At 72.3% G+C, this 23124-nt stretch carries 22 protein-coding genes; 15 read left to right on the forward strand and 7 right to left on the reverse strand.

Going from position 1 to position 23124, the window contains the following annotated elements:
- Window positions 1-19: 19 nt before the first annotated feature.
- Entirely contained in the window at window positions 20-1162 is a 1143-nt protein-coding gene (locus ACGF3J_RS27165; RefSeq protein ID WP_161328667.1) for a glycosyltransferase family 4 protein, read from the forward strand.
- Between the two features lie 104 nt (window positions 1163-1266).
- On the opposite strand, the gene ACGF3J_RS27170 is transcribed toward ACGF3J_RS27165, so the two are convergent.
- Complete coding sequence (locus tag ACGF3J_RS27170; RefSeq protein WP_161328668.1) at window positions 1267-3063, reverse strand: long-chain fatty acid--CoA ligase; 1797 nt, start codon at window positions 3061-3063, stop codon at window positions 1267-1269.
- 293 nt (window positions 3064-3356) lie between these two features.
- On the opposite strand from ACGF3J_RS27170, the gene ACGF3J_RS27175 reads away from it, so the two are divergent.
- From ACGF3J_RS27175 to ACGF3J_RS27200, 6 genes are all read left to right on the forward strand, one after another.
- Entirely contained in the window at window positions 3357-4154 is a 798-nt protein-coding gene (locus ACGF3J_RS27175; RefSeq protein WP_161328669.1) for a metallophosphoesterase, read from the forward strand.
- Window positions 4155-4310: 156 nt separating this feature from the next.
- Entirely contained in the window at window positions 4311-4751 is a 441-nt protein-coding gene (locus ACGF3J_RS27180; protein ID WP_122614973.1) for an SRPBCC family protein, read from the forward strand.
- Between the two features lie 83 nt (window positions 4752-4834).
- Window positions 4835-6007, forward strand: a complete 1173-nt coding sequence (locus ACGF3J_RS27185) for an ArsA family ATPase (protein WP_393854986.1) — start codon at window positions 4835-4837, stop codon at window positions 6005-6007.
- Between the two features lie 66 nt (window positions 6008-6073).
- Window positions 6074-6610, forward strand: coding sequence for a DUF5304 domain-containing protein (locus ACGF3J_RS27190; protein ID WP_161330245.1), 537 nt, complete (start codon window positions 6074-6076; stop codon window positions 6608-6610).
- A gap of 54 nt (window positions 6611-6664) precedes the next feature.
- Entirely contained in the window at window positions 6665-7618 is a 954-nt protein-coding gene (locus ACGF3J_RS27195; protein WP_122614970.1) for an ROK family glucokinase, read from the forward strand.
- 78 nt (window positions 7619-7696) lie between these two features.
- Complete coding sequence (locus ACGF3J_RS27200; RefSeq protein WP_161330244.1) at window positions 7697-8461, forward strand: endonuclease/exonuclease/phosphatase family protein; 765 nt, start codon at window positions 7697-7699, stop codon at window positions 8459-8461.
- A gap of 13 nt (window positions 8462-8474) precedes the next feature.
- On the opposite strand, the gene ACGF3J_RS27205 is transcribed toward ACGF3J_RS27200, so the two are convergent.
- Entirely contained in the window at window positions 8475-9089 is a 615-nt protein-coding gene (locus tag ACGF3J_RS27205) for a hypothetical protein (protein WP_161330243.1), read from the reverse strand.
- Window positions 9082-9885 carry an alpha/beta fold hydrolase gene (locus ACGF3J_RS27210; RefSeq protein ID WP_161330242.1) on the reverse strand — a complete coding sequence of 268 codons (804 nt, stop codon included), beginning with the start codon at window positions 9883-9885 and terminating at the stop codon, window positions 9082-9084. The genes ACGF3J_RS27205 and ACGF3J_RS27210 overlap by 8 nt, the downstream gene beginning before the upstream one ends.
- Before the next feature lie 148 nt (window positions 9886-10033).
- On the opposite strand from ACGF3J_RS27210, the gene ACGF3J_RS27215 reads away from it, so the two are divergent.
- The 5 genes from ACGF3J_RS27215 to ACGF3J_RS27235 all read left to right on the forward strand — a co-directional run bounded on the left by ACGF3J_RS27215 (window position 10034) and on the right by ACGF3J_RS27235 (window position 14941).
- Window positions 10034-10816 carry a 1-acyl-sn-glycerol-3-phosphate acyltransferase gene (locus tag ACGF3J_RS27215; RefSeq protein ID WP_161330247.1) on the forward strand — a complete coding sequence of 261 codons (783 nt, stop codon included), beginning with the start codon at window positions 10034-10036 and terminating at the stop codon, window positions 10814-10816.
- Between the two features lie 52 nt (window positions 10817-10868).
- Window positions 10869-12110, forward strand: coding sequence for a MacS family sensor histidine kinase (gene macS, locus ACGF3J_RS27220; protein WP_161330241.1), 1242 nt, complete (start codon window positions 10869-10871; stop codon window positions 12108-12110).
- Window positions 12103-12780, forward strand: a complete 678-nt coding sequence (locus ACGF3J_RS27225) for a response regulator transcription factor (RefSeq protein ID WP_161330240.1) — start codon at window positions 12103-12105, stop codon at window positions 12778-12780. Before macS ends, ACGF3J_RS27225 begins: the two co-directional genes overlap by 8 nt.
- 52 nt (window positions 12781-12832) lie before the next feature.
- Window positions 12833-13861 carry a 6-phosphofructokinase gene (locus ACGF3J_RS27230; RefSeq protein ID WP_161330239.1) on the forward strand — a complete coding sequence of 343 codons (1029 nt, stop codon included), beginning with the start codon at window positions 12833-12835 and terminating at the stop codon, window positions 13859-13861.
- A gap of 84 nt (window positions 13862-13945) precedes the next feature.
- Window positions 13946-14941, forward strand: a complete 996-nt coding sequence (locus ACGF3J_RS27235) for a 2-hydroxyacid dehydrogenase (RefSeq protein ID WP_161330238.1) — start codon at window positions 13946-13948, stop codon at window positions 14939-14941.
- Here the strand turns inward: ACGF3J_RS27235 and ACGF3J_RS27240 are convergent.
- The 3 genes from ACGF3J_RS27240 to ACGF3J_RS27250 form a co-directional block, all read right to left on the reverse strand.
- Window positions 14893-16776 (reverse strand): anthranilate synthase family protein, encoded by a 1884-nt coding sequence (locus tag ACGF3J_RS27240; protein ID WP_393854987.1) that lies wholly within the window; start codon window positions 16774-16776, stop codon window positions 14893-14895. The two genes, ACGF3J_RS27235 and ACGF3J_RS27240, sit on opposite strands and share 49 nt — an antisense overlap.
- A gap of 107 nt (window positions 16777-16883) precedes the next feature.
- Entirely contained in the window at window positions 16884-16982 is a 99-nt protein-coding gene (locus tag ACGF3J_RS27245; RefSeq protein ID WP_161326714.1) for a trp operon leader peptide, read from the reverse strand.
- A 37-nt stretch (window positions 16983-17019) separates the two neighbouring features.
- Window positions 17020-19848: an N-acetylmuramoyl-L-alanine amidase gene (locus tag ACGF3J_RS27250; RefSeq protein WP_393854988.1), complete on the reverse strand. Its 2829-nt coding sequence runs from the start codon at window positions 19846-19848 to the stop codon at window positions 17020-17022.
- A 166-nt stretch (window positions 19849-20014) separates the two neighbouring features.
- On the opposite strand from ACGF3J_RS27250, the gene ACGF3J_RS27255 reads away from it, so the two are divergent.
- Together ACGF3J_RS27255 and ACGF3J_RS27260 are read left to right on the forward strand one after the other, a co-directional pair.
- The gene (locus tag ACGF3J_RS27255; RefSeq protein ID WP_161331385.1) at window positions 20015-21367 is read left to right on the forward strand and encodes a class II 3-deoxy-7-phosphoheptulonate synthase; all 1353 of its coding nucleotides are present in this window, start codon (window positions 20015-20017) and stop codon (window positions 21365-21367) included.
- Between the two features lie 163 nt (window positions 21368-21530).
- Complete coding sequence (locus tag ACGF3J_RS27260) at window positions 21531-21764, forward strand: bacterioferritin-associated ferredoxin (RefSeq protein ID WP_307017845.1); 234 nt, start codon at window positions 21531-21533, stop codon at window positions 21762-21764.
- 12 nt (window positions 21765-21776) lie between these two features.
- On the opposite strand, the gene bfr is transcribed toward ACGF3J_RS27260, so the two are convergent.
- A complete protein-coding gene (gene bfr, locus ACGF3J_RS27265; protein WP_122614957.1) occupies window positions 21777-22280 on the reverse strand; it encodes a bacterioferritin in 504 nt (167 codons plus the stop codon).
- Between the two features lie 191 nt (window positions 22281-22471).
- Between bfr and ACGF3J_RS27270 the strand changes: the two genes are divergently transcribed.
- The gene (locus ACGF3J_RS27270) at window positions 22472-23119 is read left to right on the forward strand and encodes a sulfite oxidase-like oxidoreductase (protein ID WP_161331387.1); all 648 of its coding nucleotides are present in this window, start codon (window positions 22472-22474) and stop codon (window positions 23117-23119) included.
- The last annotated feature ends 5 nt before the right edge of the window (window positions 23120-23124 follow it).

Raw genomic sequence — 23124 nt, forward strand, 5'->3', positions numbered from 1 at the left:
GTTCGGTAGGGTCGGCGGCGTGCGCAAGACCTTGATCGTGACGAACGACTTCCCGCCCCGTCCGGGCGGCATCCAGGCCTTCCTGCACAACATGGCGCTGCGCCTGGACCCCGAGCGGCTGGTCGTCTACGCCTCCACCTGGAAGCGGAGCCGCGAGGGCGTCGAGGCCACCGCCGCCTTCGACGCCGAGCAGCCCTTCACCGTCGTACGGGACCGTACGACGATGCTGCTGCCGACACCGGGCGCGACCCGGCGCGCGACTGGGCTGCTCCGCGAGCACGGCTGCACGTCGGTGTGGTTCGGCGCGGCCGCACCCCTCGGCCTGATGGCACCGGCGCTGCGCCGGGCCGGCGCCGAGCGCCTGGTCGCCACCACCCACGGCCACGAGGCGGGCTGGGCCCAGCTGCCCGCCGCCCGGCAGCTGCTGCGCCGTATCGGGGAGTCGACCGACACCATCACCTACCTCGGCGAGTACACGCGCTCACGCATCGCGGACGCGCTCACCCCGGCGGCCGCCGCACGGATGACGCAGCTGCCGCCCGGCGTCGACGAGAAGACCTTCCACCCGGACAGCGGCGGCGACGAGGTCCGCGCCCGCCTCGGGCTGACCGAGCGTCCCGTCGTGGTCTGCGTCTCACGTCTGGTCCCGCGCAAGGGCCAGGACACCCTGATCCGGGCCATGCCCCGCATCCTGGCCGCCGAGCCGGACGCCGTCCTGCTGATCGTCGGCGGCGGCCCCTACGAGAAGGACCTGCGCCGCCTCGCCGAGGACACCGGCGTCGCCGCCTCCGTGCACTTCACGGGCGCCGTGCCCTGGTCCGAGCTGCCCGCGCACTACGGCGCCGGCGACGTCTTCGCCATGCCCTGCCGCACCCGCCGTGGCGGCCTCGACGTCGAGGGCCTCGGCATCGTCTACCTGGAAGCCTCCGCGACCGGCCTCCCCGTCGTCGCCGGCGACTCCGGCGGCGCGCCGGACGCGGTGCTCGACGGCGAGACGGGCTGGGTGGTCCGCGGTGACTCGCACGACGACACGGCCGACCGCGTCATCACCCTCCTGGCCGACCCCGAACTCCGCCACCGCATGGGGGAGCGGGGCCGTGCCTGGGTCGAGGAGAAGTGGCGCTGGGACCTGCTCGCGGAACACCTGAAGGCGCTGCTGTAGCGCGGGATGACTGCGCGCCCCTCAGGGGCGCGGGGAACTGCGCGACCAGCCACAGCGAACCCGCACCCGCCCACGGCGCCGAAGCGGCACCCCACTAGGCGCCCCTACTTGGCGTAAATCGCCTCGATCTCCCCCGCGTAATCCTTGGCAACGACATGCCGCTTCAGCTTCAACGACGGCGTCAAGTGCCCGGAGTCCTCGGTGAACTGAGCCCCCAGCACCCGGAACCTCCGCACCGACTCCGCCTTGGAGACCGCCGAGTTCCCGTCATCGACAGCCGACTGGATCTCGGCGAGCAGCTCCGCGTCGTCCCGCAGCGCCGCCGCCGTGGAGCCGGCCGGCTTGCCGTGCTCCGCGCACCACCGCACGAGGAACTCCTCGTCGAGGGTGACCAGCGCACCCACGAAGGGCCGCCCGTCGCCGACCACCATGCACTCCGCGACCAGCGCGTGCGCGCGGATGCGGTCCTCGATCACGGCCGGGGCGACGTTCTTGCCGCCGGCGGTGACGATGATCTCCTTCTTGCGGCCGGTGATCCGCAGATACCCGTCCTCGTCGAGGGTGCCGATGTCCCCGGTGTGGAACCAGCCGTCGGCCAGCGCCTCGGCGGTCGCGCCCGGGTTGTTCCAGTACTCCTTGAACAGGTGCTCGCCGTGCAGCAGCACCTCGCCGTCGTCCGCGATGCGCACCACGGAGCCCGGCAGCGGCTGACCGACCGTGCCGATCTTCTGCCGGTCCCAGGGGTTGAAGGCGGTGGCGGCGCAGGACTCGGTCAGGCCGTAGCCCTCCAGGACCGTGAAGCCGATGCCGCGGAAGAAGTGACCGAGCCGCTCGCCGAGCGGCGCGCCGCCGGAGATGGCGTACTCGCCGCGTCCGCCGAGGACCGTGCGCAGCTTGCTGTAGACGAGCCGGTCGAAGACCTTGTGCTTGATCTTCAGGCCGACGGACGGCCCCGACGGCGTGTCCAGCGCCCTGCTGTACGCGATGGCGGTGTCCGCCGCCTTGTCGAAGATCTTGCCCTTGCCGTCGGCCTGCGCCTTGGCGCGCGCCGAGTTGTAGACCTTCTCGAACACGCGCGGCACACCGAGGATCAGCGTCGGCCGGAAGGCGGCCAGCTCGTCGGTGAGGTTCTTGATGTCGGGGACGCAGCCCAGCTTGATCGGCGCGATCATCGGCGCGACCTGCACCAGCCGCCCGAAGACGTGCGCGAGGGGCAGGAAGAGGAGGACCGAGCACTCACCGGTGCGGAAGAGGGGGCGCAGGCGCTCGACCACGTTCCCGCACTCGGCGAAGAAGCTGCGGTGGGTCAGGACGCAGCCCTTGGGGCGGCCGGTGGTGCCGGAGGTGTAGACGATGGTCGCGGGGTCGTCGGCCTTCGCGATCGAGCCGCGCTCCTCGACGGCGCCGTCGGTGACGTCCTGGCCGAGGCGCCCCAGCTCCTCCACGCCGCCGGCGTCGATCTGCCAGACGTTCTTGAGGGCGGGCAGCGCCTCGCGCACCGACTCGACGACGGCCGAGTGCCCGGCCGACTCCACGACGCAGGCGGTGGCCCCCGAGTCGCTGAGGATCCACCGCACCTGCTCCGGCGAGCTGGTCTCGTACACCGGCACCGTGATCGCGCCCGCGCTCCAGATGGCGAAGTCCAGCAGCGTCCACTCGTAGCGGGTGCGGGACATGAGGCCGACCCGGTCGCCCGGCTGGACACCGGACGCGATCAGGCCCTTGGCGGCGGAGTGCACCTCGGCGAGGAAGTCGCGGGCGGACACGTCCTGCCAGGCGCCCGACACCTTGCGGGAGATGACGGCGACGTCGGGATGCTGCGCGGCGTTTCTGCGGACGATGTCGGTCAGGTTTCCGTCCGCGGGGACCTCGTACAAGGCCGGAAGGCTGAACTCGCGCAAGACTGCTGCTCCTCATAGGGCGCCGGCGCCACGACACTGTGTGATGCGACGGTGCGGTCCAAGGCTCGGGCTGGTGCTCGGGAGGTGGTTGAAATCCTGAGCACGACTGGACTGCCCGGACGTTACCCGCCGGTATGCGTTCTCCGACAGGGGGTCCCCGCGAGATGTTCGACGCGTCACACGGATGGGGTTTCCTTTGCGCACAGTAGTCGACGGATCAACCGACCAGCCAGTAACCGCAGGTCCGACCGCCACTGTTCACAAGAGGCGCGCGCTGCTTACGCTTGATCACCATGGCACCCACACCGGCCCGTAACACGAGCACGCGCGTCCACGTGGTCAGCGACGTGCACGGCAACGCCCGCGACCTGGCCAGGGCCGGCGAGGGCGCCGACGCCCTGATCTGCCTCGGCGACCTGGTCCTCTTCCTCGACTACGCCGACCACTCGCGCGGCATCTTCCCCGAGCTGTTCGGCGTCGCGAACGCCGACCGCATCGTCGAGCTGCGCACCGCCCGCCGCTTCGCCGAGGCGCGCGAGTTCGGGGCGGGGCTGTGGGCGGGCGTCGGCGAGGACCGGTCGAAGCTGATCGAGGGGGCGGTGCGCAAGCAGTACGCCGAGCTGTTCGCCGCCTTCCCCACCCCGACGTACGCCACCTACGGCAACGTCGACGTGCCGCCGCTGTGGCCCGAGTACGCCCGCCCCGGCACCACCGTGCTCGACGGGGAGCGGGTGGAGATCGGAGGCCGGGTCTTCGGCTTCGTCGGCGGCGGCCTGCGCAGCCCGATGCGCACGCCGTACGAGATCAGCGACGAGGAGTACGCCGCGAAGATCGAGGCCGTGGGCGAGGTGGACGTGCTGTGCACCCACATCCCCCCACAGGTGCCGGACCTGGTCTACGACACGGTGGCGCGGCGCTTCGAACGGGGCAGCCGGGCGCTGCTGGACGCGATCCGGCGGACCCGGCCCCGGTACGCGCTGTTCGGGCACGTGCACCAGCCGCTGGCCCGCCGCATGCGCATCGGCGCCACCGAGTGCGTGAACGTCGGCCATTTCGCGGCGACCGGACGGCCGTGGGTGCTGGAGTGGTGATTCCTCCGACCGGGGCCGCGCAGACAGGTGGTGACCGTCGCGGCGCCGGTGCGCGATAGCCTTCACGCGGCACACACGTGCGCGCCCAGGGGCGCACGGGACCACGACGACTCACCACGACACCTGTACCGGCCCGCATCCGGAGGAGCCACGGCGATGGCGGAACACACCAGCTCGAGCATCACCATCGAGGCGGCACCCGCCGACGTCATGTCGGTGATCGCGGACTTCGCCCGCTACCCGGACTGGACCGGCGAGGTGAAGGAGGCCGAGGTCCTCGCCAGCGATGCCCAGGGGCGAGCCGAACAGGTCCGGCTGGTCATGGACGCCGGCGCGATCAAGGACGACCAGACGCTGGCGTACACCTGGACCGGCGAGCACGAGGTGTCCTGGACGCTGGTGAAGTCGCAGATGCTGCGCTCCCTCGACGGCTCCTACCTGCTCCGCCCGGCGGGCACGGGCACGGAGGTCACCTACCGGCTCACCGTCGACGTCAAGATCCCCATGCTCGGCATGATCAAGCGCAAGGCCGAGAAGGTCATCATCGACCGTGCGCTGGCGGGCTTGAAGAAGCGGGTGGAGACGCCGGCGAAGTAGCCGTCGGCCGAGCTGCGGGCAATCGTGAACCACCCCGGCGTCCCGCGGTCCGGCGCCGGACCGCGAAGGTACCGTTCAGCCTCATGCGCACCATCCTGATCACAGGCCCCGGCGGCAGCGGCCGTACCACCGTCGCGGCCGCTACCGCGCTCGCCGCCGCCCGGCAGGGCACCCGCACCCTGCTGCTCGGCACCGACCGCGACGACACCCTCGGCGCCGCGCTCGGGGTGCGCACCGGCCCGGCGCCGACGACCGTCGAAGCCCACCTCACCGCCTGGCGGCCGGACGCCGCCCAGGGGTTCCGGGACGGCCTCGCCGCGCTCCAGGACCGCGCCTCCTCCGCCCTCGACCTCCTGGGCGCCGCCCGCCTCGACCCCGAGGAACTCACCCCCCTCCCCGGCGCCGACGAACTCGCCCTGCTGCGCGCCCTGCGCGACGCCGCCCTCGCCGAGCGGCACGACCTCCTCGTCGTCGACCTCCCGCCCGCCCAGAGCGCCCTCGCCCTGCTCGCCGCCCCCGAGGAGTTGCGCCGCTGCCTGCGCCGGCTGCTGCCCCCCGAGCGGCAGGCGGCCCGCGCCCTGCGCCCCGTCCTCGGCAGGCTCGCGGGCGTCCCCATGCCCGCCGAGGCGCTGTACGAGGCCGCGGCCCGCTGGGACCTGGAACTCGCCGCCGCCGAAGCCGTCCTCGCCGACCGGAACACCGTCGTACGGCTGGTCGCCGAACCCGGCCCGGCGGGCGCCGACGCGATCCACGCCACCGTCCTCGGCCTCGCCCTGCGCGGCCTGCGCACCGACCTGCTGATCGCCAACCGCGTCCTGCCCGAGGAGGTCCCGGCCGACAGCTGGCTCACCGGCCCCCTCGCCCAGCAGCGCAAGACGCTGGAGGAGTGGCGGGGCGCGTACGACGTCCGCGCGCTCGCTCACCTCGGGCGCGATCCGCGCGGCACCGACGACCTCGCCGCGCTCGGTGCGCCGGGCACCGGCCCGGCCGTCACCCCGGTCGAGTGGCCCGTCACCGACCGGCTGGCCGAGGACGGCGTCCTGGTCTGGCGCATCCCGCTGCCCGGCGCCGTACGCGAGGAACTCGACCTGGTCCGCCGCGGGGACGAACTGGTCGTCGCCGCCGGGCCGTTCCGCCGGATCGTGCCACTGCCGTCCGCGCTGCGCCGCTGCACCGTCGACGGGGCCGCGCTGCGGGAGGGCACGCTCGCCGTCCGGTTCGCGCCGGACCCGCAGCTGTGGCCGCGGGGCCGCTGATCCCGCCGCGGGGCCCGAGTCCGTTCGGGTAACGTCGTAAGGACGAAACGTAGTCAGGAGTCCGTCATGAGCGAAAAGCTCCCCCCGTCCGAGGCCCCCCGCCCCGACGAGGCCGACGGGGCCGACGCCGCGCGACCGGGCGACGCCGACGCCTGGGCGACGGCGTGCGCCGAGGACCTGGAGTCGGAGAAGGCCCGCCGCCGTGCCGAGTACGGGGTACCGCCCGGCTCGGCCGCCGAGGAGCTGCGCCGGCTCGTCGACACCGTGGCGGACAAGCTGTCCGGCCTCCAGTCCCCGCTGCTCGGCCAGGTCGCCGGACCCGCCGCCCAGCAGGTGTTCCGGCAGGTCGTCCAGCAGGCCAAGGCCGCCGTCGAACCGGTCATCGAGCGCAACCCGGACGTCTTCGACCACCTCGCGGCCGCCGGCGGCGAACTCCTCGCCGCCTACCGCTCCGCCGTCCAGGACCAGGAACGCCGCTGGACCACCGGCAGTGCCGCGGCCAAGGACCCGCGCGACCCGCGCGACCAGGCCGAACGCCGGGACGACGGCGACGACGACGGCGGCGAGGGCACCGGCCCGGGCCAGCGCATCGACCTGGACTGAGCCCCGCCTCGGGTACGGTTGCCCATAGCGGGGCTCGACCGAACTGAGGGATTCATGGGACTCACCATCGGCGTCGACATCGGCGGCACGAAGATCGCGGCCGGCGTGGTCGACGAGGAAGGCAACATCCTCTCGACCCACAAGGTGCCGACCCCCAGCACACCCGAGGCCATCGTGGACGCCATCGCCTCCGCGGTGGAGGGCGCACGCGTGGGGCACGAGATCGTCGGAGTGGGCATCGGCGCCGCCGGATACGTCAACCGCCAGCGCTCCACGGTCTACTTCGCGCCCAACATCGACTGGCGCCAGGAACCGCTCAAGGAGAAGGTCGAGGCCCGCGTCGGCCTCCCGGTCGTCGTGGAGAACGACGCCAACGCGGCCGCCTGGGGCGAGTACAAGTTCGGTGGTGGCAAGGGCCACCGCAACGTCATCTGCATCACCCTCGGCACCGGCCTCGGCGGCGGCATCATCATCGGCAACAAGCTGCGCCGCGGGCACTTCGGCGTGGCCGCCGAGTTCGGCCACATCCGCATGGTGCCGGACGGGCTGCTGTGCGGCTGCGGCTCGCAGGGCTGCTGGGAGCAGTACGCCTCCGGGCGGGCCCTGGTGCGGTACGCCAAGCAGCGCGCCAACGCCACCCCCGAGCGCGCCGAGGTGCTCCTCGCGCTCGGCGACGGCACCCCCGAGGGCATCGAGGGCAAGCACATCTCCGTGGCCGCCCGCCAGGGCTGCCCGGTCGCCGTCGACTCCTACCGGGAACTGGCCCGCTGGGCGGGCGCCGGCCTCGCCGACCTGGCCTCCCTCTTCGACCCGTCCGCCTTCATCGTCGGCGGCGGCCTCTCCGACGAGGGCGACCTGGTCCTCGACCCGATCCGCAAGTCCTACAAGCGCTGGCTGGTCGGCGGCAACTGGCGCCCGGTCGCCGACGTGGTCGCCGCACAACTCGGCAACAAGGCGGGCCTGGTGGGCGCGGCCGACCTGGCCCGGGAGCCCGACCCGATCATGTGAGGCTCCGCGCCCCACGCGTACGACCGCGCCCGCCGGGCCCCCACCGGGGTCGGCGGGCTCCGTCGTATCTTGATCCGCATGGCAACGTCGTCCCTCCCCGCCCTCCCCAAATCGCGTACCGAAGCGGACGGTTCCGCGGTCGTCCGGGTCCTCAGCTACAACATCCGCTCGATGCGCGACGACACCGACGCGCTCGCCCGCGTCATCGCCGCCTGCGCCCCCGACCTCGTCCTGCTCCAGGAGGCGCCCCGCCTCTTCCGCTGGCGCAAGAAGCTCACCCGGCTCGCCGACGCCTCCGGGCTCGTGCTGCTCTCCGGCGGCGGCACGGCGGCCGGACCGGCGCTGCTGTGCTCCCTGCGGGCCACCGTGGAGCGCACCGAGGACGTGCTGCTCCCGCTCACCCCGGGCCGGCACCGGCGCGGCCTCGCCACCGCGGTGGTCCGGTTCGGCGGCGCCCGCCTCGGCGTACTGAGCTGCCACCTGTCCCTGGAGGCCGAGGAGCGCCACGAGCAGGCGGGCCTGCTCCTCGACCGGCTGGCCGCCCTGGACGTCCCGCACGCCGTCGCGGGCGGCGACCTGAACGAGCGCCCCGGCGGACGCACCTTCCGGCGCCTGGGCGACGGGCTGCGGGACTGCTGGACGGCCGCGCCCTGGGGCGGCGAGTACACGTTCACGCCCAGGGCGCCCGACCGCCGCATCGACGCCGTCTTCGTCACCGAGGGCGTCGAGGTGCTGGGCTGCGGGGTGCCGCACGGGCTCGCCGGGGTGGCCGAGGCGGACCTGAGGGCGGCCACGGACCACCTTCCGGTCCTGACCGCCCTCCGCGTACCCGCGACGCCCTGAGCCCGGGCGCCGGCTAGACCACCGCGCCCCGCCCGGGATCGTCGTCGTCCTCGTCGTCCGTCCGCATCCGCATGACCAGCGTGGCGAAGCCGCCGAGGAAACCGCCGATGCTGAGGGTCGTCAGCCACCAGGTCATGTCCCAGCCGAACAGCACCGCCAGCAGGAGCAGCACGGGCCCGCCGAGCACGCCCAGCCAGGCGAACTTCGCGGTGGGGTCCGCCTCGGGCAGCGGCGGCGGCTCGGGCGGCACGAAGTGCCCCTCGTCGTCCTCGTCGAGGTCGTCGTCGGACGGCTCGGCCGGCGTGTGGTCGCGGGGACCGACGCCGGGCGCGAACGCGACGGAGCTGCCCAGCGGCCGGGCCGAGGACGGCTGGTCCGGCGCGGGCTTCTCGTCGTTCGTCTCGGGCTCCAGGAGCGCCAGGTCCTCGACCGACTTGAACGGCTTCGCCCCCGGCGGGTCCGGCGGCTCGTCCCCGTACCCGGCGACGATCGCGGCCCAGGCGGCGTCCTCGTCGAGGGGCACGCCGCCCTGCTCCTCGGGCCCGCGGTCCGCCGCGCGCTCCCGCCCCTCGGGGTGCTCCCGCTCCCGCTCCTCGCGGTCCTCGCGGTCGGAGTCGTGCTCAGCCACCTGCGGCCGTCCCTTCCTTGCCGAGACCGGGCTCCGGCTCCCTGACGGAACCGGGCGCGAGCCGGCCGATGAACGCGACGCTCTCCGCGAAGATCCGGTCCGCATCGTGGTCCAACGTCGCCACGTGGTAGCTCTGTTCCAGCAGGACCTCCGTCACGTCCGTGGACGACACCCGGCCGAGGATCCGCGCCGAGTCGGCGGGCGGCACCACGTGGTCCTGCGGGCTGCGCAGCAACAGCAGCGGCTGCGTCACCTGCGGCAGGTCGCCGTCGGCGAGACGGAAGTACGAGCGCAGCGAGTGCGCCGCGTGCAGCGGCACCCTGTCGTAGCCCAGCTCCGAGCTGAGCGGCTTGGCGATGTCGCTGGCGATGCCCTTGGTCGCCGGCAGCAGATGGCGCACGACCGGCAGGGCGTGCTGGGCCACGCCGTGCATCCGGTTCGCCGGGTTGACGACCATGACGCCCAAGACCGCGTCCCCGTGCTTGGCGGCGAGCCGCAGCGCCAGCGCGCCGCCCATCGACAGACCGGCCACGAAGACCCGCGCGCAGCGCTCGCGCAGGGCGCGCAGCTCGCGGTCGACCTCCGCGTACCAGTCCTGCCAGCCGGTGACCTGCATGTCCTGCCAGCGGGTGCCGTGCCCGGGCAGCAGGGGCAGCGCGACGGTCAGGTCGCGGGCGGCGAGATACCGCGCCCAGGGGCGCAGCGACTGCGGGGAACCGGTGAAGCCGTGACAGAGGAGGACGCCGGTCTCCCCGCCCTCGTGGCGGAACGGCTCGGCTCCGGGCAGGACCGACACGTCTCGGTCTCCTGTCGTCAGATACTTGCGGGTACTTCACCGTACGCGACCGCACTGACACCGACCAGGGCCGTCGGGGCCATTGACGGTGCCCCGGGATAGGGTCTGACCCACAGACACAGGAGGCAATCGGTTGTTGTACGGCGCGATGAAGGTCACCGTCGGGGGTTCGCTGAAGCTCGCCTTCCGGCCCTGGGTGGAGGGCCTGGAGCACATCCCGGCCGACGGCCCCGCCATTCTGGCGAGCAACCACCTGTCGTTCTCCGACTCGTTCTTCCTGCCCGCCGTCCTCGACCGCAAGGTGACCTTCATCGCCAAGGCCGAGTACTTCAACACCCCCGGCGTCAAGGGACGCCTCACCGCCGCGTTCTTCAAGGGCGTCGGCCAGCTCCCGGTGGACCGCTCCGGTGTGCGCGGCGCCGGCGAGGCCGCCATCCGGAGCGGCATAGAGGTCCTGGAGCGCGGTGAGCTGTTCGGCATCTACCCCGAGGGCACGCGCTCGCCCGACGGCCGCCTCTACCGGGGCAAGCCGGGCGGGCTCGCGCGCGTGGCGCTGGCCACCGGCGCGCCCGTGATCCCGGTCGCCATGATCGACACCGAGAAGATCCAGCCGCCCGGCCAGGTGATGCCGAAGCTGATGCGGCCCGGCATCCGCATCGGCCGGCCCCTGGACTTCTCCCGCTACCAGGGCATGGAGCACGACCGCTTCGTGCTCCGCGCGGTGACCGACGAGGTCATGTACGAGATCATGAAGCTCTCCGGCCAGGAGTACGTCGACGTGTACGCGACCGCGATGAAGCGGCAGATCGCGGACGCGGCCAAGGCCGAGAAGGAGGCGGGCAAGGCGGCGAAGGCCGCGCTCGCCCAGGCTGAGAAGGCCGACAAGGCCGAGAGCGCCGAGACTGCCGAGAAGGACCCGACCGGGTCCTAGGCCGGGAGACCGGTATCCCGTTCGTGGCCGGTCTGTCGAGGGGAGGGGGGACATGGCCAGGCGCGAGAGAGTCATGCGGATGTCGGTCGAGCAGCCGCTGTGGCGCGCGCTCGCCGGCTACCGCGTGCTGACCATGCTGTACGCGATCGGCTTCTTCGCCACCGCCTACTCCGGCTTCGCCCGCCCCTGGCTCGCCGTCGTCTACTACGCCGTCCTGTTCGTCTGGACCCTCGCCACCCTGCCGAAGGTCGCGGGCGCCGCGAGCTGCACCAAGCGCTTCCTCGCCGCCGACCTCACCATCGCCGTCACCGGCATCCTGATCACACCCCTCGCCGACGCCCACGAGCGGGTCATGGACGGCGGCCCCACCCTGCCGTCGATATGGACCGCCGGCTCCGTCCTGGCCTTCGCCATCAAGGGCGGCTGGCGCTGGGCGGCCGTCGCCTCCACCCTGGTCGCCGTCGCCAACCTGGTCGAACGCGGCACCCCTGCCCGCGACACCGTGCACAACGTGATCCTCGTCTGGGTCGCCTCCATCGCCATCGGCTACGTCGTCGAGGTCGCCCGCGCCTCCGAGCGCACCCTCGCCCGCGCCCTGGAGATCGAGGCGGCCACCAGGGAACGCGAACGGCTCGCCCGGGACATCCACGACAGCGTCCTCCAGGTGCTGGCCATGGTGCAGCGGCGCGGTGCCGTCATCGGCGGCGAGGCGGCCGAGCTGGGCCGGATGGCCGGTGAGCAGGAGGTGGCGCTGCGCACCCTGGTCTCCGGTGGCCTGGTGCCGGTCTCCCGTGTCTCCGAGGACACCGCCGAGGGCGCGGTCGTCCGCGCGGTGGAGGAACCGGACCCGGCGGACCCGGACGGCCCCGTCGACCTGCGGTCCCTGCTCGCCCCGTACGCCGGCTCCCTCGTGCACCTCGCCGAACCGGGCGCGCCCGTCCCGCTGGCCCCGGCCGCGGCACGGGAGCTGGCGGCGGCCGTGGGGGCCGCCCTGGACAACGTACGCGTGCACGTCGGTGAGCGGGCGCGGGCCTGGATCCTGGTCGAGGACGAGCCCGACGAGGTGATCGTCACCGTCCGCGACGAGGGACCGGGCATCCCGAACGGGCGGCTCGCCGAGGCCGAGGGCGAGGGGCGGCTCGGGGTGGCCCTGTCGATCCGGGGCCGGCTGCGCGACCTCGGCGGCACGGCCGAACTGATCTCGGTGCCCGGCCAGGGCACGGAGGTCGAACTGAGGGCACCGAAGGAAACCGGCGGCGGCGCCGCCCGGGGGAAGGCAGCGGACCATGAGTGAACGACGGGAACCGATCAAGGTCATGGTGGTCGACGACCACCCGATGTGGCGCGACGCGGTCGCCCGGGACCTGGCCGAGTCCGGCTTCGACGTGGTCGCCACCGCGGGCGACGGGGACCAGGCGGTGCGCCGCGCCCGTGCCACCGCGCCCGAGGTCCTCGTCCTCGACCTCAACCTGCCCGGCAAGCCCGGCGTCCAGGTCTGCAAGGAGGTCGTCGGCGCCGACCCGAGGCTGCGCGTCCTCGTGCTCTCGGCGAGCGGGGAGCACGCCGACGTGCTGGAGGCGGTGAAGTCCGGCGCGACCGGCTACCTGCTGAAGTCGGCGTCCACCGAGGAGTTGCAGGACGCGGTGCGCCGTACGGCCGTCGGCGACCCGGTGTTCACGCCGGGACTGGCCGGCCTGGTCCTCGGCGAGTACCGCCGCCTCGCCTCCGAACCCGCCCCCGCCGCGGGCGCCGACGAACCCGGGGCGCCCCGGCTCACCGACCGGGAGACCGAGGTGCTGCGCCTGGTCGCCAAGGGCCTGAGCTACAAGCAGATCGCCGAGCGCCTGGTGATCTCCCACCGCACCGTGCAGAACCACGTCCAGAACACCCTCGGCAAGCTCCAGCTGCACAACCGGGTCGAGCTGGTGCGGTACGCGATAGAACGCGGTCTGGACGACGCCTGACCCCACGCGGGACAGTGGCCCCAACCACTCACCCTCCCAAAGGGGTTGTGCGATGAAGGTCGGAGTACTGACCGGAGGCGGCGACTGCCCCGGGCTCAACGCCGTCATCAGGGCCATCGTCCGCAAGGGAGTCCAGGAGTACGGCTACGAGTTCACCGGCTTCCGGGACGGCTGGCGCGGCCCCCTGGAGGGCGACACCGTCCGCCTCGACATCCCGGCCGTCCGCGGCATCCTGCCCCGCGGCGGCACCATCCTCGGCTCCTCGCGCACCAACCCGCTCCAGCAGGAGCAGGGCATCCGGCGCATCAAGGAGAACCTGGCCAAGCTCGACGTCGGGGCGCTCATCACCATCGGCGGCGAGGACACCCTCGGCGTCGCCACGCGGCTCGCCGACGAGTACGGCGTGCCCTGCGTCGGCGTCCCCAAGACCATCGACAACGACCTGTCCGCCACCGACTACACCTTCGGCTTCGACACCGCGGTCGGCATCGCCACCGAGGCCATCGACCGGCTGCACACCACCGCCGAGTCGCACATGCGCGTCCTCGTCGTCGAGGTCATGGGCCGGCACGCCGGGTGGATCGCCCTGCACTCGGGCCTGGCCGGCGGCGCCAACGTCATCCTCATCCCCGAGCAGCGCTTCGACGTCGAGCAGGTGTGCGCCTGGGTGACCTCCCGGTTCCGGGCGTCCTACGCGCCGATCGTCGTCGTCGCCGAGGGCGCCATGCCGCGCGACGGCGACATGGTGCTCAAGGACGAGTCGCTCGACTCCTACGGACACGTCCGGCTGTCCGGGGTCGGCGAATGGCTGGCCAAGCAGATCGAGAAGCGCACCGGCAACGAGGCCCGCACCACCGTCCTCGGCCACGTCCAGCGCGGTGGCACGCCCAGCGCCTTCGACCGCTGGCTCGCCACCCGCTTCGGGCTGCACGCCATCGACTGCGTGCGCGACGGCGACTTCGGCAAGATGGTCGCCCTGCGCGGCACGGACATCGTCCGCGTCCCGATCGCCGACGCCACGGTCCGCCTGAAGACCGTCGACCCGAAGCTGTACGAGGAGGTGGGCGTCTTCTTCGGCTGACCGGCCGAGGGACCACCGGCCGACCGGCGGCTCCGGGCAGCGAGTCGTATATTCGGCCCGGAGTCCACCGGAAGGGGAGCGGTCATGGAGATCCTGGCCTTCGGCGTCCAGGCCGACGAGCAGCCCCTGATCGAGCGGGCCTTCCGCGACGCCGAGGAGGTCCGCTGCCTGGACGTCTTCCTCAACGAGGACACCGCCCCCATCGCGGCCGGCCACGAGATCATCTCGACCTCCGTCAACGCCGACCTCGGCGAGGGCGTCCTGGAGATCCTCGCGGCCGGCGGCACCCGGATGGTGGCCCAGCGCTCCACCGGCTTCAACAACATCGACCTGGACACCGCCGAGCGGCTGGGCCTGACCGTGGCGAGGGTGTCGTACTACTCGCCGTACTCGGTCGCCGAATTCGCCTGGGCGCTGGCCATGGCGGTCAACCGCCGGATCGTCCGCGCCTCCACCCGCACCCGCGACTTCGACTTCCGCCTGCACGGCCTGATGGGCCGGGACATGCACGGCCGCACCGCCGGCGTCGTCGGCACCGGCAAGATCGGCGAGGCCTTCGCCCGGATCGCCCACGGATTCGGCATGCGCCTGCTCGGCTGGGACGTCGCCGAGAACCCCGCCTGCGTGGAACTCGGCATGCGCTACGTCCCGAAGGACGAGCTGCTCGCCCGGTCCGACCTGATCACCCTGCACGTCCCGCTGGTGGCCGAGACCCGGCACCTGATCGACGCGGCCGCCCTCAAGGCGATGCGCGACGACGCCCTCCTGGTCAACTCCAGCCGCGGCGGTCTGATCGACACCGCCGCGCTCGTCGGCGAGCTGCGCGCCGGCCGCCTGGCGGGCGTGGGCCTGGACGTCTACGAGGCGGAGGCGGGCCTGTTCTTCCTCGACAAGTCGCTGGAACCCGTCGAGGACGACACCCTGGCCCGCCTCGTCACCTTCCCGAACGTCCTGGTCACCTCGCACCAGGCGTACTACACCGAGGACGCCGTCGGCCAGATCGTCGACGCGACGGCGCGCAACGTCCTCGACTACCGGGAGGGCCGCCGCTCGGAGAACGTGCTGGTCCCGCGCAGCTGACCGGCCAGCTCCCGCACGATCGCGGCGCCGTTCAGCGTCAGCACCGACTCGGGGTGGAACTGGACCCCGGCGAAGCCCGGCCCGCGCAGCGCGTGCACCTCGCCGCCCGCCGAGCGGCTCACCTCGATGCCGTGCGCGGCCAGCCCGGCGGCCGTCGCGTCGTCGCAGTGCGCGGTGAAGCTGTTGTAGAAGCCGACCGTCTCGTGCCGCCCGAAGAGATCGATCTCCGTCTGCGCCCCCTGGTACGGCACCTCCTTGCGGACGATGTCCAGACCCAGCTCCGCCGCGATCAGCTCGTGCCCGAGGCAGACGCCGAGGACACCGTGCCGGTGGCCCCGGAGCACCTCGGCGGCGAGGGCGCGCAGGAAGCGCATCTTCCGGTCGTCGGCGTCCGTCGGGTCACCGGGACCCGGCCCCAGGACCACCGGCCCCTCGTGCCCGAGCACCGCCTCGCGCAGCCCCGGTTCGTCGTAGCGCCGTACGCTCACCGCGAGCCCCGACGAGCGCAGCACATGCGCGAGCATCGCCGTGAAGGTGTCCTCGCCGTCGACGACCAGGGCGTGCCCGGTGAGCGCGTCGGCCGGTTCCTGCATCCGCAGCCAGAACGGGGCCAGCGAGGCCCGGCGCCCGTCCAGCGCGGCCCGCACCCGGGGGTCGTCGGCCAGGCTCGGCCGGCCCGCCTCCGCACGCGGCCGGGACGGGCGTACGCCGAGCGCCGCCAGGACCCCGGCCGCCTTGGCATGGGTCTCCGCGACCTCGCCCGCCGGGTCCGAGCCGCGCACCAGCGTGGCGCCGACCGGCACCCGCAGCCGCCCGCCGGCGTCGATGTCGGCGGTACGGATCAGGATGGGGGAGTCGAGGGTCTGGGCGCCGCCGGAATCCCGCCCCAGCAGCGCCAGCGCCCCCGCGTAGTAGCCGCGCCCGCCGACCTCGTGACGCTCGATCACCCGGCAGGCGTTCTGCACCGGAGAGCCGGTGACCGTCGCCGCGAACATCGTCTCCTTCAGCACCTCCCGCACGTCCAGCGAGGAACGGCCGCGCAGCTCGTACTCGGTGTGCGCGAGGTGCGCCATCTCCTTCAGCCGCGGCCCGACGACCACACCGCCCATGTCGCCGACGGTGCACATCATCTTCAGCTCCTCGTCGACGACCATCGACAGCTCCTCGATCTCCTTGCCGTCGGAGAGGAAGCGGAGCAGGTGCTCGGGTGTCGGTCCCCCGGCGGGGTAGCGGTACGTCCCGCTGATCGGGTTCATGACGACCGTGCCGCCGGACATCCGCACGTGCACCTCGGGGCTGGCCCCGACCAGGGTCCGGTCCCCGGTGTGCACGACAAAGGTCCAGTACGCGCCCCGCTCACCCTCCAGCAGCCGCCGGAACAGCGCCAGCGCGTCGGCCCGTCCGAACCCGGCGATGCGGCCCCCGTACGTTCGCCGGATCACGAAGTTGGCGCCCTCGCCGGCCCCGATCTCCTCCTCCAGCACCCGGCCGACGATCTCCGCGTACTCCTCGTCGCCGACGTCGAAACCGCCGCCCTCGACGCGGACCTCGTGCGCGGGGAGCCGGTCCAGGGCCTCGGCGAGCGGGATGTCGTACCGCTCCTCGGGGGTCAGCACGAGGAGCGGTGTGCCGTCGTCGCGGACGTCGAAGCCGCGCTCGCGGATCTGCCGGAACGGGACGAGCGCCAGTCCCTCGTCGGGCAGGTCGGCGAGTCTGTCGTGCTCGCTCACCGGGCCGCGCAGCAGTTCCACGATGTCGTGATCGTGGCCCGGGGCGCGGCGGCGGAGCAGGGCGAACGGGCGGGAGTCGGCCAGGAGGCCGTCGAGCGGTGTCATGAGTCCGTGTCCTTCTCGGTTCGTCGGAGAGAGGAGCGGACCCCGGTCGCGGAAACACCGAAGGCCGCCCCTCGGGCGGCCTTCGCGAAGTCTTACGTCACGCGCAGTCAGCGGGCCGCCGGATGAGCGGTCCACCACCAGTTCTGGTTCGAGTGCGCGAACATGCCGCAGACCCTACTGCATCCGCGCGCGGCGCCGCGGCACATCCCGGGACACGGGACGACCGCGGCGCCGTCCGCGACGTCAGACGATCATGTTGTACGTGTTCCAGCCGCCGCCGACCCTGGCGCGGGCCTTGAACGGCGCGGAGGCGCTGCCGGTGCCCTGGTAGAACCAGAGCACGCCGTCCTTGCCCCGGGCGATCAGGTCGGGCAGCCCGTCGCGGTTCAGGTCGCTGGGGCCGCTCAGCACGTCGTAGGCGGACCAGCCGCCGCCGACCCTGCTCATGGCCTCGAAGGGCTTCGCGGCGTTGCCGGTGCCCTTGTAGAGCCAGAGGACTCCGCTCTTGTCGCGGGCGATCAGGTCGGCCCTGCCGTCCCCGGTGAGGTCGCCGGTGTCGGCCAGCGCGTTGAAGACGGACCAGCCGCCGCCGACCCTGCTCATGGCCTCGAAGGGCTTCGCGGCGTTGCCGGTGCCCTTGTAGAGCCAGAGGACCCCGCTCTTGTCGCGGGCGATCAGGTCGGCCCTGCCGTCCCCGCTGAGGTCGCGGGCGCCGGTGATCGTGTCGTAGACCGACCAGCCGCCGCCGACCCGGGCGCGGGACCCGAAGGGCTTCGCCGGGTTGCCGGTGCCCTTGTAGTACCAGAGCACCCCGCTCTTGTCGCGGGCCACCATGTCGCCGGTGCCGTCCGCGCGCAGCGCCGTCAGGGTCGTCACCATGTTGTAGTCGTTCCAGCCGCCGCCGACGCGGAAGCGGCCGAAGAACGGGGCGGTGGCCTCGCCGGTGCCCTGGTACTGCCACAGCACGCCCGAGGCGTCCCGGCCGAGGATGTTGTAGCGGTCGGTGCCCGGATCCGGGGCGGTGCCCTTGACCAGCTGGACGTCGGCCGTGCGCACGTAGCCGATGCGGTGGTTGAAGCGGATCGGGTAGTACGTCGTGTCGCCCACGACCACGACGCGCGAGCCGGCGCCCGAACCGTCGATGTTGCCGCTGTTGTAGTACGAGCCCTTCAGGGCGCCGCCGGCCAGGGCGTACTTCTGCCCGCTGAGGACGCCGTACTTGCTCAGGGACTCGTTGTTCTTGTTCTGCACCGGCACCCCGGTGCCCGCGTACGCGCCGTCCTCGGGGTAGGCGCGGCCGTACACCGGGACGGAGCTCGCCCCGGCCTTGGCCGTGACCACGTCCGGGGTGCCGGCGGCGGTGGCGAACTGGCCGCCCCGGTTCTGGAACCAGGCCTTCTTGCCGCCATACCAGATGGCCGTCCAGTCCTGCCGTGCCTCGGCGACCACGAACTCGCCGCCGGCCAGGACCTTGTTGCCCCAGTTCCAGCCCTCGCTCCAGGTCTGGCTGCCCAGGTACGGGTCGGTGAGCGTGGCCGAGGAGGTGGACGGCGAGGAGTACAGGTACGTGAAGTTCGCCGGCTGCTGGGGGACCGCGGATCCGTTGTTGGTGATCTTCGGCTGGTTCGCCGTGGTGAACGGCGGTACGACGCGGACCACCTGGCCGGCCTTGTACGGGCCGCCCGGCCCCTCGGCGCCGGTGGGGGCGCCCAGCAGGCCCATGTAGTGGTTCCAGTCCCAGAACGGGCCCGGATCCCAGTGCTGGGTCTTCACGTTCGCGTCCAGGACGCCCGGCACCTCGTCGTGGCCGATGACGTGCTCGCGGTCCAGCGGGATGCCGTACTTGCCGGCCAGGTACTTCACCAGCGCCGCCGAGGACTCGTACTGCGGCTCGGTGTACCAGCTGCCGTCCTTGATGGCGTAGCCCTCGTGCTCGATGCCGATCGAGTGCATGTTGAGGGTCTTGTTGGCGGCGTGCCAGGCCTCGTTCTTGTTCTCGACGAGCTGGGTGACCAGACCGTCGGAGGCGCGGATCAGGTAGTGGGCGCTGGCGTACGACAGGGAGTTCTGGAAGACGCCCAGGGCGCTGCTGTAGCTGCCCTCGGTGTCGTGGATCACGATCGAGGTGATCTCGTTGCCCGCCGTGGGGCGGTTCGCCACGTTGTAGTTGCCCCAGTCGTCGATGCCGCCGTTCTGCTTGTAGGCGGCGGGACGGAAGTCGCAGCTGAGGCCCGAGGGGCAGTCGGCGGCCGGGGCCGCGGTGGCGGCGGCCAGGTCCAGATCCGCCGTGCGGTCCGGCCGCACGGCCGGGTCGGCCGGCAGCGTGAGGGACTGGCCGTCGGCGGTGACGCGCCGCTCACCGGTCCTGATCGACTCGTAGACGCGCTGCGCGAACTGCCGCGCGCCCTTGGCGTCCGTCGACTGGCCGGCCCGGGCGACCGCCGGGTACCAGGCACCGGGGTCCTCGGGCAGCGAACCGGTCGCGTCCCGCTGGTACTCGGCGAGCAGGGCGGCGCCCGCCCGGATGCTCTCCCCGGAGTCGGCGCGCACCTCCTCGGGCGAGGCGTCGATGAGACCTGCCGCCTCGTCCAGGGTGTGCAGCCGCGGGTCGCCGGTGTCGACGGGCTCCTGCCGCAGGCTCCGCAGCGCCTTCCCGGCGTCGAAGTTCTTCTCGACGACCGGGTCGCCGCTGCGGTTCATGTGCTCGAGCCGGTGCTCGCGCTCCTCGGCGGAGCCGGGATCCGCCAGGCTCTCCGGGTCGACGTCCGTGAGTCCCATCACGTTGTAGGCGCCGGTGGTGCTCGGCAGCCCGTCGTGGTCCTCCCAGCGCGTCTGCCGGTACGAGACCGCCATGAGGACGCTCTGCGGGACGTCGAACTCCTCCGCGGCCGCCCGGAACTCGTCCTGCAGCCGGGCCTGCGGCGCCGTCGCGGCCCGGGCGGTGTCCGAGCCCAGGAACCCGGGCGAGGCCAGGGCCAGGGTGCCGGCGGTGGCGGCGACGGCCACCGCCGACGCGACGCCGTAGACGAGCAGTCTCTTCTTCGTGCGGTCCCTGCGATGTTCCGCGCTCAAATCCCCACCCCGATATACGCGCTCGATATGTACGTGAGATGTCCGTGATCAGAACCACGGAAGGCGCGTGAGGGTACCAACCCGGCCGCCGGGTCCGCCGCCCGGGTCCCGTCTCACCTGTCGAGCCGGGCACCGACCGCGTACGCCGACCCCGTAGGGTTGAGGGGTGACCGTGAACGCTAAGACCAGCCCGAGCGCTGGCAACACCTGGCGAGACCTGCCCGCGGCGCAGCAGCCCGAGTACCCCGACACCGAGGCTCTGCGCGCAGTGATCGCGGACCTCGAGTCGTATCCGCCGCTCGTCTTCGCGGGCGAGTGCGACCAGCTGCGCGCCCGGATGGCGGCCGTCGCCAAGGGAGAGGCGTTCCTCCTCCAGGGCGGCGACTGCGCCGAGGCCTTCGACGGCGTGTCCGCGGACCACATCCGCAACAAGCTGAAGACCCTGCTCCAGATGGGCGCCGTGCTCACGTACGCCGCGTCCGTGCCCGTGGTGAAGGTCGGCCGGATCGCCGGCCAGTACTCCAAGCCGCGCTCCAAGCCCACCGAGACCCGCGACGGCGTGACCCTGCCGACCTACCGCGGCGACTCGGTCAACGGCTTCGACTTCACCGAAGCGGCCCGGATCCCGGACCCCGAGCGGCTCAAGCGCATGTACCACGCCTCGGCCTCCACGCTGAACCTGGTGCGCGCCTTCACCACCGGCGGCTACGCCGACCTGCGCCAGGTGCACGCCTGGAACCAGGACTTCGTGAAGTCGTCCCCCTCCGGGCAGCGCTACGAGCAGCTGGCCCGGGAGATCGACAGCGCGCTGAACTTCATGCGGGCCTGCGGCACCGACCCGGAGGAGTTCAAGACCGTCGAGTTCTTCTCCTCGCACGAGGCGCTGCTGCTCGACTACGAGTCGGCCCTCACCCGGGTCGACTCCCGCACGGGGCAGCTGTACGACGTCTCCGGGCACATGGTGTGGATCGGCGAGCGCACCCGGCAGCTGGACCACGCGCACATCGAGTTCGCCTCGCGGATCCGCAACCCGATCGGCATCAAGCTCGGTCCCACGACGACGGCAGAGGAGGCGCTCCAGTACATCGAGCGTCTCGACCCGGAGCGTGAGCCGGGCCGGCTGACCTTCATCGTCCGCATGGGCGCCGACAAGATCCGGGACAAGCTCCCCGAGCTGGTCGAGAAGGTCACCGCCTCCGGCGCCACCGTCGCCTGGATCACCGACCCGATGCACGGCAACACCTACGAGGCGGCCTCCGGGCACAAGACCCGCCGCTTCGACGACGTACTCGACGAGGTCAAGGGCTTCTTCGAGGTCCACAAGGCGCTCGGCACCCACCCGGGCGGCATCCACGTGGAGCTGACCGGCGACGACGTCACCGAGTGCGTGGGCGGCGGCGACGAGATCTTCGTCGACGACCTGCACCAGCGCTACGAGACGGCCTGCGACCCCCGGCTCAACCGCAGCCAGTCGCTCGACCTGGCGTTCCTGGTGGCGGAGATGTACCGGGACCAGTGAGGCTGCGCCCCTTACGGGCGGTGGAATGGGGCGCGGGTCACACGGGATCCGCGCCCCCTCCACTTTTGTCGGCCTGGCCCGATGGGTAAGGTTAGGTTTGCCTCACCGATCAGTCGGGCCCCCCGGTCGTCGGTACGGCACGACCTTGTACCCCGCCCGGGAGGTGAACCGCGTGTTCGTCTGCAGCTGCTTCGGTGTCACCGAGGAACAGGTGAAGAGCCACGCGGACGCCGGTGCGTGCACGCCCCGGCAGATCGCGTCCGCCTGCAAGGCCGGCACCGACTGCGGCGGCTGCGTACGGCGCATCCAGGCGCTGCTCGGCCGCGGCGCCTGCCCCCGCCGGAGCCTGGCCGACCAGGGCGAACCGGCACTCGCGGAGCTTCCGGAAGCCGCCTAGCGGGCCGCGCGGCTAGAGCGAGCCGGGGCCGGACGGGTCGGGCTGGGACTGCTCGATCACCGTCGACAGGTACAGCGACTCGCCCAGCTTCTCGATCAGGTCGAGCTGGGTCTCCAGGTAGTCGATGTGGTGCTCCTCGTCGGCGAGGATCGCCTCGAACACGTTGGCCGACGTGATGTCGTGCTTGGCCCGCATCACCTCGATGCCGCGGCGCAGCCGGTCGATCGCCTCGATCTCGATCTCCCGGTCGGCCTGGAACATCTCGGTCACGCTCTGGCCTACCCGCACGTGGAAGAGCCGCTGGTAGTTCGGCAGGCCGTCCAGGAGCAGGATGCGGTCGGTGAGCACCTCCGCGTGGCGCATCTCGTCGAAGGACTCGGCGCGCGTGTACTTCGCGAGCTTGGTCCAGCCCTTGTGGTCCTGCAGCTTCGCGTGCAGGAAGTACTGGTTGATCGCCGTGAGCTCGGCGGTCAGCTGCTCATTCAGGAACTCGATGACCTCGGGGTCGCCCTGCATCGCTTGACGCTCCTTAAAAGGGGAACTGGCCTGTTGCGCCGCATGATTGCACCGGCATCGAAGATCGTCCAGTAAGTGTTGACTTAGTAAGTAAGTACAGGCTTAGTCGATTTTGTTAACCTCCTGCCCGTTTGCCCGAATGTAAGTGGGGTGGGTCAAGGGCATCGGTCCGGGTCTGTCAGGATGGAGACATGGGTCAGCCGGTGGGAAACGAAATGGGGGAGGACGGTTCGGAAGGAGCGTCCTCGTTCGAGCTCCCGCCGGGACAGCGCCTCCAGCGCGGCTGGCCGGTCACGCACTACGGACCGGTCCCCAAGTTCCGCCCCGAGCGCTGGGAGTTCCGGGTCTTCGGTGCCACCGCCGACGGTGACAAGCGCGGCTGGACCCATGAGGAGTTCACCGCCCTGCCGTACTCCACGGTCGTCGCCGACCTGCACTGCGTCACGAAGTTCAGCATGCTCGGCGCCGAGTGGGGCGGGGTGCCCGCCGCCACGATCCTGGAGCTCGCGCCGCCCGCCCCGGCCGTCACCCACGTGATGGTCTGGGCCGAGTACGGCTTCAGCTCCAACCTCCGGCTGGCCGACTTCGCGGACGGGCGTGCCCTCTTCGCCACCCACAAGGACGGCGAACTGCTCACCGCCGAGCACGGCTTTCCGCTGCGGCTGATCGTCCCCCACCTGTACGCCTGGAAGGGCCCCAAGTGGGTCCGCGGCATCGAGTACATGACAGCCGATCGGCGCGGCTTCTGGGAGGAGCGCGGCTACCACAACATCGGCGACCCGTGGCGCGAGCAGCGCTACTCCTACCAGGAGGAACCCGGGGACGGCCCCGAGCTCTGACCCCG

This window comes from Streptomyces sp. NPDC048171 (assembly GCF_043202655.1).
GTDB lineage: Bacteria > Actinomycetota > Actinomycetes > Streptomycetales > Streptomycetaceae > Streptomyces.

Coding starts and splice junctions, on each gene's coding strand:
- ACGF3J_RS27180 (WP_122614973.1), top strand. CDS start 4,311: ATGGCGGAACACACCAGCTCGAGCATCACCATCGAGGCGGCACCCGCC.
- ACGF3J_RS27200 (WP_161330244.1), top strand. CDS start 7,697: ATGGCAACGTCGTCCCTCCCCGCCCTCCCCAAATCGCGTACCGAAGCG.
- macS (WP_161330241.1), top strand. CDS start 10,869: ATGGCCAGGCGCGAGAGAGTCATGCGGATGTCGGTCGAGCAGCCGCTG.
- ACGF3J_RS27190 (WP_161330245.1), top strand. CDS start 6,074: ATGAGCGAAAAGCTCCCCCCGTCCGAGGCCCCCCGCCCCGACGAGGCC.
- ACGF3J_RS27240 (WP_393854987.1), bottom strand. CDS start 16,776: ATGACACCGCTCGACGGCCTCCTGGCCGACTCCCGCCCGTTCGCCCTG.
- ACGF3J_RS27230 (WP_161330239.1), top strand. CDS start 12,833: ATGAAGGTCGGAGTACTGACCGGAGGCGGCGACTGCCCCGGGCTCAAC.
- ACGF3J_RS27215 (WP_161330247.1), top strand. CDS start 10,034: ATGAAGGTCACCGTCGGGGGTTCGCTGAAGCTCGCCTTCCGGCCCTGG.
- ACGF3J_RS27235 (WP_161330238.1), top strand. CDS start 13,946: ATGGAGATCCTGGCCTTCGGCGTCCAGGCCGACGAGCAGCCCCTGATC.
- ACGF3J_RS27225 (WP_161330240.1), top strand. CDS start 12,103: ATGAGTGAACGACGGGAACCGATCAAGGTCATGGTGGTCGACGACCAC.
- ACGF3J_RS27185 (WP_393854986.1), top strand. CDS start 4,835: ATGCGCACCATCCTGATCACAGGCCCCGGCGGCAGCGGCCGTACCACC.
- ACGF3J_RS27270 (WP_161331387.1), top strand. CDS start 22,472: ATGGGTCAGCCGGTGGGAAACGAAATGGGGGAGGACGGTTCGGAAGGA.
- ACGF3J_RS27195 (WP_122614970.1), top strand. CDS start 6,665: ATGGGACTCACCATCGGCGTCGACATCGGCGGCACGAAGATCGCGGCC.
- ACGF3J_RS27245 (WP_161326714.1), bottom strand. CDS start 16,982: ATGTGCCGCGGCGCCGCGCGCGGATGCAGTAGGGTCTGCGGCATGTTC.
- ACGF3J_RS27175 (WP_161328669.1), top strand. CDS start 3,357: ATGGCACCCACACCGGCCCGTAACACGAGCACGCGCGTCCACGTGGTC.
- bfr (WP_122614957.1), bottom strand. CDS start 22,280: ATGCAGGGCGACCCCGAGGTCATCGAGTTCCTGAATGAGCAGCTGACC.